We start from the raw sequence: 12,726 nt of genomic DNA, 5'->3' as shown, positions 1-12,726 counted from the left end.
CGCGCAAGCGCCCCGATGGGGATCAATTGGCTTCAGCCGCGATCTTCTCGGCCTTGGCTTTGACTTCGTCGATGTTGCCGACCAGATAGAAAGACTGCTCTGGAAGGCTGTCGAGCTCCCCAGCAAGAATTTGATTGAAGCCACTGATGGTGTCTTCAAGCTTCACGTACTTGCCAGGCATTCCGGTGAAGATTTCGGCAACGAAGAAGGGCTGGGATAGGAACTTCTCGATTTTGCGAGCACGATCCACAGTCTGACGATCGTCTTCAGACAGTTCATCCAAGCCAAGAATGGCGATGATGTCCTGAAGCTCCTTGTAACGCTGAAGGGTGGATTGAACAGCACGTGCTGTGCGGTAGTGCTCATCGCCCACAACGGCTGGCTGAAGCATGGTGCTTGTGGAATCGAGAGGATCCACCGCGGGGTAGATACCCTTCGAAGCCAAGGCACGGTTCAGAACCGTTGTTGCATCGAGGTGAGCAAATGTTGTGGCAGGAGCGGGGTCGGTGAGATCGTCAGCAGGGACGTAAACGGCCTGAATGGAGGTGATGGAGCCTTCCAGTGTGGAAGCGACCCGCTCCTGAAGAGTGCCCACGTCAGTACCCAGGGTGGGCTGGTAGCCCACAGCTGAAGGCATCCGACCCAAGAGAGCAGAAACCTCAGAACCGGCTTGCACGAAGCGGAAAATGTTATCCACGAAGAGCAGAACGTCCTGCTTGTTCACATCGCGGAAGTGCTCGGCCATGGTCAGAGCTGAGAGACCTACGCGCATACGAGCGCCGGGAGGCTCATTCATTTGGCCGTAGCAGAGGGCCACTTTCGACTTGGAGAGATCGTCGGCGTTGATCACGCCGGACTCCTTGAATTCTTCGTAAAGGTCGTTGCCTTCGCGGGTGCGCTCACCCACACCGCCGAACACAGAAACGCCGCCGTGTTCTTTGGCAATGTTGTTGATGAGCTCCTGAATCAAAACGGTTTTGCCAACTCCGGCACCACCGAAGAGGCCAATTTTGCCTCCTTGGCGGTAAGAGGCGAGAAGGTCGATGACCTTGATGCCTGTCTCGAACACCTTGGGCTTGGTTTCGAGTTCAGTGAGCTTGGGAGCTTCGCGGTGAATGGGGGAAGTGACGTCGGTATTGACGGGGCCTTGCTCGTCAACGGGCTCTCCGAGCACGTTGAAGATTCGGCCCAAGGTGGCTTCTCCCACAGGGACAGAGATGGGTGAGCCAGTGTCCAAGGCTTCCATTCCGCGCACAAGACCATCGGTGCCACTCATGGCCACCGCACGGACTCTGTGGTCACCAAGCAATTGCTGGACTTCGGCGGTTAGGCCGATCTTTTCACCAGCAGTGTTGGTGCCCTCAATACGTAACGCATTGAGAATTTTGGGGAGTTTGCCGGCTGGAAATTCCACGTCCAGAACCGGTCCGATTACCTGACGGACAACGCCCTTGGAACCGGTAGAGGCAGGAGCAGCAGCGGCCATAAGTAAGGAGAAGTGAGAGGGACGCGCAACAGGACGATCCCTTCCTGAGCGGCAGAACCTTAACACCGTCTTGATGTTGCTCTCGCTGTTCGGTCACCCGCACAGGTCACCGCTGGTGCTTGACCCATGCACCGACCTAGCTTTGGCACTCATCGATCCCGAGTGCTAACTCGCGTCGATCGAGCGGCGCCGAGCGCCCTGTCCCTGCTTCTCAAATACCTATGGCAGCTGTTTCTCTCAGCGTTTCCACCGTTAAGCCTCTTGGAGACCGCGTCTTCGTAAAAATCTCTGAATCCGAAGAGAAGACTGCAGGCGGCATTCTCCTTCCTGATACGGCCAAAGAGAAGCCTCAGGTGGGTGAAGTTGTCCAAGTGGGTCCTGGTAAGTCCAACGACGATGGAAGCCGTCAGGCTCCTGAAGTCAGCATTGGCGACAAGGTTCTGTACAGCAAATACGCCGGTACAGATATCAAGCTTGGCAGCGACGAGTACGTCCTGTTGTCCGAGAAAGACATTCTTGCTGTTGTGGGTTGACCGCAATCTCTCTGAGTTTTATCTCAGAAACGACTGAATTTTCCTCTTACATCTTTTTAATCGCCTCCTATGGCTAAGCGAATTATCTATAGCGAGAATGCTCGCCGTGCTCTCGAAAAAGGCATCGACATTCTCACCGAAGCTGTCGCAGTAACCCTAGGCCCCAAGGGTCGCAATGTGGTTCTTGAGAAGAAATTTGGTGCTCCTCAAATCATCAATGATGGAGTAACGATCGCCAAAGAGATCGAGCTTGAGGATCACATCGAAAACACCGGTGTTTCTCTCATTCGTCAGGCCGCATCTAAAACCAACGATGCTGCTGGTGATGGCACCACAACGGCCACCGTTTTGGCTCATGCCATGGTGAAAGCTGGCCTTCGTAACGTGGCAGCTGGCGCCAACGCAATCACTCTGAAGAAGGGTATTGATAAGGCTTCCGATTTCTTGGTCGGGAAGATCCAAGAAAACGCTAAGCCAATTGCAGACAGCAATGCAATCGCTCAGGTTGGCACGATCTCTGCAGGTAATGACGAAGAGGTTGGCAAAATGATTGCCGACGCCATGGATAAAGTTGGTAAAGAAGGTGTGATTTCTCTTGAGGAAGGGAAATCCATGGAGACCGAGCTTGAGGTCACCGAGGGTATGCGTTTCGATAAGGGTTATATCTCCCCTTACTTCGCAACAGATACGGAACGGATGGAAGCGGTTTTGGACGAGCCCTACATCCTCTTAACTGATAAGAAGATCGGCTTGGTACAAGACTTGGTACCTGTCCTTGAGCAAATTGCTCGTACTGGAAAGCCTCTTCTGATCATTGCCGAGGACATCGAGAAAGAAGCCCTCGCCACCTTGGTGGTGAACCGATTGCGCGGTGTGCTCAATGTGGCGGCCGTAAAAGCTCCTGGTTTTGGTGATCGCCGTAAGGCGATGATCGAAGACATGGCAGTCCTGACCAACGGTCAGCTGATCACGGAAGACCAAGGTCTCAAGCTGGAAAATGCCAAGCTGGAGATGTTGGGCACTGCCCGCCGCGTGACCATCAACAAAGACACCACCACGATTGTTGCCGAAGGCAATGAGGTGGCTGTGAAAATGCGTTGCGAGCAGATCAAGAAGCAGATGGATGAGACCGATTCCACCTACGACAAGGAGAAGCTCCAAGAGCGGTTAGCCAAGTTGGCCGGTGGCGTTGCTGTTGTGAAGGTGGGAGCAGCCACTGAAACCGAGATGAAGGACAAGAAACTTCGTCTGGAAGATGCCATCAACGCCACAAAGGCAGCTGTTGAGGAGGGCATCGTTCCTGGTGGCGGTACAACCTTGGCTCACATGGCACCAATCTTGGAAGAGTGGGCAGCCGCCAACCTTTCTGGCGAAGAGTTGATCGGTGCCAACATTGTGGCCTCAGCGCTGACTGCTCCCTTGATGCGCATCGCTGAAAATGCTGGTGTGAACGGTGCTGTCGTTGCCGAAAACGTCAAATCCAAGTCCTTTAACGAGGGCTATAACGCCGCCAATGGTGACTACGTCGACATGCTTGCTGCTGGCATTGTTGATCCGGCCAAGGTGACCCGCTCTGGTTTGCAAAATGCTGCATCGATCGCTGGCATGGTGCTAACCACCGAATGCATCGTGGCTGACATGCCTGAGAAGAAAGAAGCTGCTGCTGGTGGCGGTGGTATGGGCGGCGACTTCGACTACTGACCCTAATGAGGGGGTGGAAACACCCTCTGATACGGATCAGACACCAACTAGCAACATATCTGGCGCCTTCACGGGTGCCTTTTTAATGGCGGGGGCGATCAGTTACGCAGCGTGACGCCTTCAGAGAATGAAATCTGATCAGGGTCGTTCGATTCGCCAAAGCTTGAAAAATTGTTCAGAGTGAACAATTTTTCAAGCTTTGGCTTGCGTCGGTATCTGAATACAAAAGGGCTCTTTTGTCGTCCCGTCTTCGTCGATTCCTCATCGCCCTATGGGTGGTGGCAGCACTTCAACTATTGAGTGCTGCCTTGCTTCCTGCCTACGCCGGAGAGACGGCCCTTTTGGCAGCTGACAACACCCTGATTCTGACGTCCTCGGCTTTGGTGCTGTTGATGACGCCTGGTTTGGCGTTTTTCTACGGCGGGTTTGTCCAATCTCGAAACGTACTGAACACGATGGCGATGAGCTTCGTGATGATGGGACTTGCCACGTTGGTGTGGGTCACCTTTGGATTCAGTCTTGCGTTCTCCGATGGGGGTGCCTTGCAAGCTGTGGTGGCTAATCCGTTCTCCTTTGCTTTGTTGGAGAACGTGCCTCCCGTCTGGGATGGACTGGCGATCTCAGGTCTCACCTTTGCGCTCTTTCAGGGCATGTTTGCGATCATCACGCCTGCTTTGATCTCGGGTGCGCTGGTGGAGCGGATCAGTTTCAAGTTTTGGTGTGTGTTCAGCCCGATTTGGTTGTTGCTGGTCTACGCCCCTTTGGCCCATATGGTTTGGGGTGGGGGCTTCCTTGGTAAAGATCTTGATTTCGCCGGTGGGACGGTGGTTCATATCAGTTCTGGCGTATCGGCCTTGGTGCTCGCTGGGCTGGTGGGCTCGCGCCGTCAGTGGCCTAAGGCCGTGCGTCCTCCTCACGATGTCAGTCAGATTCTTCTGGGGACGGGTCTGCTTTGGTTTGGTTGGTTTGGTTTCAACGGTGGAAGTCAGTTGGCGGTAGCCGGTGCAGAGTTGCCGTTTACGACAACACACATCTCAGCAGCCGCGGGCTTTGTGGCTTGGTCTTTGATCGAGACGTGGAGGAGTGGCAAACCCACCGTTGTTGGTATGGCCACAGGTGCTGTCGCTGGCTTGGTTGGTGTTACCCCGGCGGCTGGGTTTGTCACCCCCGGTGCGGGAATGGCCATTGGTGCCATCACGTCGTTGTTTTGCTTTGCCTCAGTTCAGCTCAAAGTGAGACTTCGATTTGATGATTCTCTCGATACCTATGCGGTTCACGGTGTGGGGGGGCACGATTGGCGCCTTGCTAACGGGTGTTTTTGCCAGTTCTGACTTGATTGCTGGGCATCCTGCTGCCAACGTTCTGATCGAACAGGGACGGGGTGCTCTGATTGTTGGGCAACTGCAAGCCGTCTTGGTGGCCTATGGCCTGGCAGCTGTTGGCACGTTCTTGATCGCGTTCGTTTTGAGGGGTCTGGGTCTGCGCTTCCGGGTGTCAGAAGAAGCAGAAAACCTGGGAATGATGTGCAGGCCCATGGAGAAGAGGCCTATGCCGAACGGGTTGGTTCTCCTCAATTCCAGTGAATCGCTACGGCAGCTGTCTTGATTCCTCTCGTGATGATGTCCACCTGCAAGGCCCAGGGCATCATCACGCTTCTTTAAAAAGGGTCTTCTGAATAAAGCCAGATCATTTGCGCCCCAATGGATCTGAGCAATTTCTGGCGGTAAAATGTACGCAAACGGGTCCATTTGCGCCCAAAAGCCGCCCGGAGTTTTCCACATGTATCGGCGCGAGCATCGTCATCAGCTCTCGTTCAAGGATTTCTTCCTGCCATTTGGTGGACAACTCTCAGGTGACAATCGCTGGATCAAGCTGGCTTAGCTGATCCTGTGGGACGCGCTGGAGGCCGACTATGCGGCGCAATTTTGCAAGGGCTTTGGAGCACCGGCAAAACCCTTTCGAATGGCACTGGTTGCATTGATCATCAAGGCCCGTCTCGGGCTCACGGATGAAGAACTGGTCGAGCAGATCAAGGAAAACCCATACTTCCAGTTCTTCATCGGCCTGGAAGCATTCCAGTATTCGGCGCCGTTCGATTCATCGATGATGGTCTATTTCCGCAAGCGCCTACCGGAAGCCGTTGTGAATGACTGCAATGAACGAATTGTGCGCCATGGCCCGAAAGTGATTCGCTCATCCGATTTCCAGGGCCCAGGCGATATCAATGGCAGTGGTGGTGGATCGACCAGTTCTGCAGGCCAGCCAAAATCATCCTCGCAGAAGCAGCCTAATCAGGGATCACTTTTGATCGATGCCACCTGCGCGCCTGTAGATATCCGTCATCCAACAGATCTATCACTGCTCAATGAAGCGAGGGAGGCGACTGAGATTCTGATTGATGCGATGCATCCTCAGGTCAGAGAAAGCTTTGGCCATAAGCCGCGTACGCACCGCAAACAGGCGAGGCGGCAGTTTCTTGCTGTTGAGAAGAAAAAGAGACCCCGTATCAACAAGATACGCAAGGCCATCAAGCAGCAGCTTGGCTACCTCAAGCGGAATCTGGCGAGCATCGACAGCCTGATCGCTTGTGGTGGATGCCTTCTGGCCGCCGGACGGCATATCTATCAGAAGTTGCTGGTGATCAGCGAGCTGGTCCGCCAGCAGACAATTCTCTATCACGCAGACAGTAGAAGCATCCCTGATCGCATCGTCAGTCTCGGCCAGGCCCATATCAGGCCGATTGTTCGTGGGAAAGCTCGTTGCAATGTTGAGTTTGGAGCCCTAGCCCAAAGGGCTTCCGGTTACGGTAGATCTCAATCTCTGTCAGCAGCGAGGGATTCACTTTTCTCGATCGCCTGAGTTATGACCCCTACAACGAAGGAGAAGACCTCAAGGCTCAAGCAATGGCCTATCGCCGCCGTCACGGTCATTACCCGGAAGTGATCTGTGCTGACCAGATCTCGCGCCAATCGAGCTTTCTGTCAGCGTCATGGAATCCGTTGAAGCGGCCCGCCTCTGGGACGGCCGAAGAACGATCCTTAGTTGGTAGCCGCCGAGAAGCAGCAGTTCATCGATGACCAGCGCCAAAGGAATGCCGTTGAAGGCAAGATTGGACAAGGCAAGCGGCGCTTTGGATTGGGTCTGATCCGTGAGAAGCTCGCCATCACCCAGGGTTCAATGATTGCACTGAATGTGCTGGTGATGAACCTCGAGAAGCTGCTGGAGCTTCTTTATCTCTTTTGTGCACTCTGCTGGCAACTCATGGTCTCTGCTGCACGGGCTTTGAGCTCCAACAACAGAGGGCTGAGTTATCAGGTGAACGGGGCTTGAGCATCGCTCAATTGCTGCTCAGGCCAGTTCGTTCTGCTTCATCTCTCCTGTAACTCACTTTCTCAGGAAGCCCTAAAAAAACCCTGCTGAGCCGACGAAAAAAAATTAAAACAACGGGGATTTTGTTCCAAATATATGGTCTTTAACTCGTCTTTTAAGACTCAATTCATGCGTGCGTGAACGATGAATTGACGGGATGGGATGACATTAGATTGAGCCGAGGATTTAGCTGAGCCAGCCTGCGCTCAGAATCACAGCGAGTGCGAGGAAAAATGAAAGTGTTGTCCAGGTAATGCGATTCAGCGTTGCTTCTGCACTGCTAGAGCTGGTGAACGATGAACTTCCACTTGCCGCAATACCTCCCATTCCATCCCCTTTGGGACTGTGCAGGAGAACGAGAAGAATCAGAACGGCACCACTGCCGATCCAGACCCAAGAGAGAACAGTCGTAAGCATGAGTGGATCTTACTTAAACGGGTTGTGGCAGCTTGGTCGTTGCTGGAGCTGAGGCTTCGATCGGTTCAATCAAGGAAATGCCCGTCATGGCTTCGGGTTTGTCCAAGTTGAGCAGTTGAAGAAGCGTTGGCGCAATATCGGCAAGGCCCCCATTCTCTCGAAGTCGAATCGAATTCCCGAATCCTGGGACCTTGCGTTTCTCTCCCTCGATCAAAATAACCGGCACGGGATTGGTGGTGTGTGCTGTCCAGGCCTGACCATCCGGTCCTTGCATCCGCTCAGCGTTTCCATGGTCTGCCGTGATCAGCAAGGTGCCACCCATTCGCCCAACGGCATCCAGCAACTTGCCGATGCAGCGATCAACGGTCTCAATCGCTTGCGTAGCGGCTTCCATCAGGCCGGTATGCCCCACCATGTCGGGGTTGGCATAGTTGATGACAACCAGGGAGTGTTCACCCTGCTGGATAGCGGCAACGCAGCTTTCGGTGAGCGTGTCTGCGGACATCGCAGGAGCTTGGTCGTAGGTGGCGACCCGGGGAGAGGGGACGAGATGTCGCTTTTCGCCTTGAAGGGGTTGTTCAATTCCCCCGTTCATGAAATAGGTGACATGGGGATATTTTTCCGTTTCGGCTGTGCGGTACTGCTTGAGGCCGGCATCTGCGACCACCTGTCCAAGAAGCTGATCGAGGGATTCGGGTGGGAAGACAACGGAGACTGGTAGATCCGTTTCGTATTGAGTAAACGTCACGACATCCAGCTTTGGCTGATGCACACGCTTGAAACCGTCAAATTCCGGGAGTGTGAGCGCCTGAACAATCTGTCTGGCTCGGTCTGGACGGAAGTTAAACATCAGCAACGCATCCCCATCTCGCAGTGGATCGTCGGAGACGCGAACGGGTTCTAAGAATTCGTCGGTGATGTCTTGGTCGTAGCTGCTGGTCAGTGCGGATAAGGGCTCAGCGTCGGTCCTGGCCAAGTCAGGATCCGTCAGGAGGGCATAGGCCCGCTCTGTTCTCTCCCAGCGATGGTCACGATCCATTGCCCAGTAGCGCCCGCAGAGACTGGCAATTCGTCCAATTCCATGGCTGCTGATTGCGGCTTGGATTTTGCTCAGGTGTGTCGGTGCACTTTGGGTTGGCGTGTCTCGTCCATCCGTGATGGCGTGGATGGCCACGCTCTTAAGCCCCTCTTCTGCCGCCCATTCGAGCAGTCCGCAAACGTGGTCTACATGGCTGTGTACGCCGCCATCGGAGCAGAGACCGAGCAGATGCAGGGTGCCACCAGTGCTGCGGAGACGGTCGGCGACGGTTTGAAGCGCTGCGGTGCTGCCAAGCCGCCGTTCGCGCACGGTTTCACTAATACGCACCAGCTCTTGCCGGATGATCCGACCGGCTCCAATGGTGAGATGCCCGACTTCTGAATTGCCCATCTGACCGTCGGGAAGGCCCACATGGGATCCGCTCGCTTCAATCAGGGCGTGGGGATAGGCATGCCAGAGCGCATCGATGACAGGAGTTGACGCGCTGCGGATGGCGTTGTGCTCAGTGGAGTCACAAATTCCCCAGCCGTCCAGGATCGCAAGAACCACAGGTGCAACGGGAGCGTTGCGAGGAAGATTTTGTTCGAGGTTGTTCGGTACGTTCACTCCGTCAATCTCAGTTCTTAAGTCCCTCTACAGATTCAAGTTACCTCCCTGCTGCCCAAAAGCTTCTGATTTGTGCCTTGCAGGTTTGCAAAAGCTGATCGTGCTGGGGAAAATCATTCATACACTGATCGCCTTAAAAGAAAGCGATGGCAGATCGAGACGTTGGGAATGATCGGATTGAAATTCTCTCTGCGGATGAGCTGCGAAAAACGGTGACGCGTCTGGCGTCCCAGGTGTTGGAGTCCGTGCCCAACGTGGAATCTCTGGTGTTGCTGGGGATCCCAACCCGCGGAGTTCAATTGGCGGGTGTCCTTGCTCGCTCTTTACAAGATCAGAGCGGTCACGCTGTGGCTACGGGCACTCTTGACCCCACATTTCATCGCGACGATTTAGGTCGTGTGGGTGTGCGCATGGTTCAGGCCACCGACCTGCCCGTGAGCGTGGAGGGAAGGGATGTCGTGCTCGTGGATGACGTTGTTTTTACGGGGCGAACCGTGAGAGCCGCCTTGGAGGCCATCCAGGCCTGGGGCAGACCACGGCGAGTGTCCTTGCTGGTCATGGTGGACCGAGGCCATCGCGAATTGCCAATCCATCCGGATTTTTGCGGCAGGGTCGTGCCGACGCGTCAATCGGAAACGATTGAACTGCGCCTGCTTGGTTTGGATGGGGAGGAGGGAGTTTTCCTTCGACGCGTTCATGAAAACAACCCTGAATGATCAGGCTTGCTTCACCCGGCTGGGGTTAGCTCGTCAACTCGGAAGTGGGCCTTGTAGCGACCAAAAGCCACAACAATCGGAAGCGTTGGGCTGATGGGACGCCCCTTCCAATCGTCGAGCACCTGGAAAACCTCTCCCTCACTTCCTTCCATATCGAAACTTTCTCCTCGATGTTGGGGGTGGTTGAAAACCACAACGCTGGTGGAGACGACAACCTTGTCACCCGGCTGCATGGACATCGGTTCAAGTCAGGCGATTGTCTCACGGGAAGTCAAAACAAGGCCTTAATTCTTGGCCTGACAGAGCGTCTCAGGACCGTCCTCAACGATGGTGCCGCCTAGATCGCTGCAACCGGCCATGAATGCCTCCCAGGGAGCCATGCCCTCGCGGATGTGGGCATCCACTGCCTCGTTCAATTGATTTCTCGCCACCGTGTGAGCCGGCAAGGCTCCGTGGCTGTGGTGCTCTTTCTGGTCCCTTAAATCGTCAATGGCCTGCTCGACTTCCTGACGCATGGGTTCGGCTTGGCGTTGCCACCAGGGATGATCGAGCTGGTTGAGGGCGCTGAGTGCCTCCCACCATTGTTCTTGGTTCACATGCTCTCTCAGCTGTTCCAGCTGAAGGCGATTGCGATTCCAGCTCTCCTTCAAGCCGTCACTTAAGTGACTTCCGGGGCGTCCATCGTGCTTCTCCAGCGGCTGAAGCATGGTCAATGCCTCGTTTAACTTGCCAGCGCGAAATTGAGCGAGAGCCTGTTCGCGTAGCTGATCACGCCAGCGTTTGAGCTGTTGTTGATCTTGTTCTTTTTGCTGTGGAGAGCCAACGCCTGAATTCACGAGCTGCTCTTGAAGGAGCAGAGCTCGACCTGGATCAGCCTGATCCCAGGTTTGTTGAGCGAGTCTGCGTCGACATACGGCAAGCTCTTCGGGCGCTTTCTGGCCGAGCCAACGCAAGGCAGCTAATTGTTCTCCGTAGCGCAGGCAGGCAGGCAGGTCGTTAGCTGCAAGCGCCCGACTCAATTTCCGCGGCAGCTGTTGCTCCCATAAATAAGCTCCAGCACAAAGTGCTGCGACTCCACCAAGGGTCGCCATGATCCAAAAATGTGGCAGGTGGCGACGCAGCGCCAAAGTCCAAAGCCTCTTTAGAGAAACTCCTTTCTATGGAGGGGAGAAAGGACTCTCAACGCTATGTGGACGGACTGTTCACTGCACAGTTATCAGAGTGCACGGTTCGATGGCCAAACCGGTTCTTAAATCTTCCCCGCTCATCACAAGTTGAGCATCGTCATCAAGTTGAAAAGCTAGGCGGAGGCAGTCTTCACCTGGTTGGCCAACGGGATTGAGTTGAAGACGAATGGTCTTGCTTGGAAGAGGCTGAATGGTGTCCGGAACGTTGCTGTTGTCCCTAATCGTGGGAAGCCCTCCAACGAACACCACTTCGTGACGCCGCTCGCCCTGGGGCTCACCGAGCACGAGCTCGATGTCCTGTTGATGGCTGCGACTTGCGCTCAGGTTCAGCACCAAGGGTTGAAGCGAGGGCCATGGTTGGCCATTCAGAAATAAGGGATGCCAGTGATGGGCACGACTGCGACGATCCCAGCAGCGCAAATACACGCCTTTTTGGAGGAGATCTCTGATCCTTACCCCTGGAGTGAGATTGAGAGCACCAGTGGCCACGGCTTGAACGGGTGGTGGCGTCAGCAATGGCACCGGCTGCATCGTCTCTGATAACCATTGGCGCACCAGCGGAAGATGGGCTCCTCCTCCAACGGCGACGACGGCGTTGAGGTCTTCCGGTCTGCAGCCTTGTTGGCGGGCCGAGGCCAATGTGCGATCGAGCAGCCCTTCAAGAACCTTGATCAATCCCCGGCGCTCAAACAGCGCGTGGAGTTGGTTGCGATTAAGCGACAAGGTGATGGGTTGCGCGAGGTCGATGCTGCTCGCTAACTCGCTGAGGGTCTCCTCATTTCCGACATCAGGGCTGCTCAGGCGGCATTTCAAGCGTTCAGCCGCATTCAAAAGGCTCGTCTGACTTCTCAGAATTAGATCCGGATCGTTTGGAAAAAGGTGATCCAAGATCCAGTGATCGAGATCCCTGCCACCCAAGGCGATGCCGGCTTTCCCTAAGACCCTTGCCGAGCGCAAGGTTTGCTTGCTGTTTTTGAGATCACGTCCCCGAAAGCGCAACAGCTGCGCTAGTGGAGCTGCTCTTCCCTCGCCTCCTTCTAAAGCGACAAGGGAGAGGTCCAATGTCCCCCCGCCTAGGTCCACCACCAACAACTTGGAGCCTGCAGGCAGTCCTGCGCCCATGGCCGCGGCTGTTGGCTCATCCACGAGAGCCACCTCATCAACCGGAAGGATCGTGCAGGCCTGCAACAGCCATTGGCGATAACCAAGCGCCTGATCCACTGGAGCTGTGAGCACCAGCCGCTTCACCGACACGGTCGTGGGTAGGCGTTTCCAGATCTGGTGCAAAAGAATCTCGCCAGCTTGCTCAGGGCTGAGGGGATGTGCTGGAAGGTCGGTTTTGTCTAAGACGCCGATCCAGCGCTTGAAGTCGCGATGAAGTTCCGGGGATGTGCCATCGGAGAGTCCGCTGTCGAGGACTTGCCGGCCAACGAGAGGCTGATGGTTGGAAAGAGCGTTGCTCCAGATGAGGCTCGGGACTTCCCCCGGTCGTTGACTGATCGGGGCGAGATCGAGGAGTTGGGGGGGGGAGGCGCTGCCGTCGTGAAAGGCCACCACCGTATTGGTGCTCCCAAGGTCGATGGCCAGTGTTCCTTGAAGAGAAAGATGAAGGTTTTGTTCGTCCTTTAGGGGCTGATCCTCAGCCATGGCCATCTTGATAAGGAGTTAAGGC

11 protein-coding genes and 1 pseudogene are annotated in these 12,726 nt (G+C 55.1%); 6 read left to right on the top strand and 6 right to left on the bottom strand.

Annotated features, from left to right (window positions below; genetic code table 11):
• Window positions 1–22: 22 nt before the first annotated feature.
• Window positions 23–1,486 (bottom strand): F0F1 ATP synthase subunit beta, encoded by a 1,464-nt coding sequence (atpD, locus tag SynROS8604_RS12470; protein WP_186544231.1) that lies wholly within the window; start codon window positions 1,484–1,486, stop codon window positions 23–25.
• Window positions 1,487–1,707: 221 nt separating this feature from the next.
• On the opposite strand from atpD, the gene groES reads away from it, so the two are divergent.
• The 5 genes and pseudogenes from groES to SynROS8604_RS12450 all read left to right on the top strand — a co-directional run.
• Window positions 1,708–2,019 carry a co-chaperone GroES gene (gene groES / locus SynROS8604_RS12465; RefSeq protein ID WP_006854300.1) on the top strand — a complete coding sequence of 104 codons (312 nt, stop codon included), beginning with the start codon at window positions 1,708–1,710 and terminating at the stop codon, window positions 2,017–2,019.
• A gap of 69 nt (window positions 2,020–2,088) precedes the next feature.
• On the top strand, window positions 2,089–3,720 hold the full coding sequence (gene groL, locus SynROS8604_RS12460) for a chaperonin GroEL (protein WP_186544230.1): 1,632 nt from the start codon (window positions 2,089–2,091) through the stop codon (window positions 3,718–3,720).
• Window positions 3,721–3,956: 236 nt separating this feature from the next.
• Entirely contained in the window at window positions 3,957–5,051 is a 1,095-nt protein-coding gene (locus tag SynROS8604_RS12455) for an ammonium transporter (protein WP_255445051.1), read from the top strand.
• On the top strand, window positions 4,987–5,325 hold the full coding sequence (locus SynROS8604_RS16060) for a hypothetical protein (RefSeq protein WP_255445050.1): 339 nt from the start codon (window positions 4,987–4,989) through the stop codon (window positions 5,323–5,325). The genes SynROS8604_RS12455 and SynROS8604_RS16060 overlap by 65 nt, the downstream gene beginning before the upstream one ends.
• A 174-nt stretch (window positions 5,326–5,499) precedes the next feature.
• Window positions 5,500–6,987, top strand: a pseudogene (locus SynROS8604_RS12450) (IS5 family transposase); the annotation flags it as partial.
• A 288-nt stretch (window positions 6,988–7,275) separates the two neighbouring features.
• On the opposite strand, the gene secG reads toward SynROS8604_RS12450, so the two are convergent.
• Both secG and gpmI read right to left on the bottom strand, forming a co-directional pair.
• Complete coding sequence (secG, locus tag SynROS8604_RS12445) at window positions 7,276–7,506, bottom strand: preprotein translocase subunit SecG (RefSeq protein WP_006854296.1); 231 nt, start codon at window positions 7,504–7,506, stop codon at window positions 7,276–7,278.
• Between the two features lie 13 nt (window positions 7,507–7,519).
• A complete protein-coding gene (gene gpmI, locus SynROS8604_RS12440; RefSeq protein ID WP_186544229.1) occupies window positions 7,520–9,151 on the bottom strand; it encodes a 2,3-bisphosphoglycerate-independent phosphoglycerate mutase in 1,632 nt (543 codons plus the stop codon).
• A 146-nt stretch (window positions 9,152–9,297) separates the two neighbouring features.
• On the opposite strand from gpmI, the gene pyrR reads away from it, so the two are divergent.
• Entirely contained in the window at window positions 9,298–9,867 is a 570-nt protein-coding gene (pyrR, locus tag SynROS8604_RS12435; protein ID WP_006854294.1) for a bifunctional pyr operon transcriptional regulator/uracil phosphoribosyltransferase PyrR, read from the top strand.
• Between the two features lie 11 nt (window positions 9,868–9,878).
• Here the strand turns inward: pyrR and SynROS8604_RS12430 are convergent, their stop codons facing one another.
• The 3 genes from SynROS8604_RS12430 to SynROS8604_RS12420 form a co-directional block, all read right to left on the bottom strand.
• Complete coding sequence (locus tag SynROS8604_RS12430; protein ID WP_006854293.1) at window positions 9,879–10,100, bottom strand: ferredoxin-thioredoxin reductase variable chain; 222 nt, start codon at window positions 10,098–10,100, stop codon at window positions 9,879–9,881.
• Window positions 10,101–10,151: 51 nt separating this feature from the next.
• On the bottom strand, window positions 10,152–10,958 hold the full coding sequence (locus SynROS8604_RS12425; protein WP_255445049.1) for a hypothetical protein: 807 nt from the start codon (window positions 10,956–10,958) through the stop codon (window positions 10,152–10,154).
• Window positions 10,959–11,069: 111 nt separating this feature from the next.
• Window positions 11,070–12,701 (bottom strand): Hsp70 family protein, encoded by a 1,632-nt coding sequence (locus tag SynROS8604_RS12420; protein WP_186544227.1) that lies wholly within the window; start codon window positions 12,699–12,701, stop codon window positions 11,070–11,072.
• Window positions 12,702–12,726: the final 25 nt, after the last annotated feature.

This window comes from Synechococcus sp. ROS8604, assembly GCF_014279655.1.
GTDB lineage: Bacteria > Cyanobacteriota > Cyanobacteriia > PCC-6307 > Cyanobiaceae > Synechococcus_C.
Note: the sequence above shows the minus strand (reverse complement) of the source record. Positions and strands in the feature narration are given on the sequence as shown.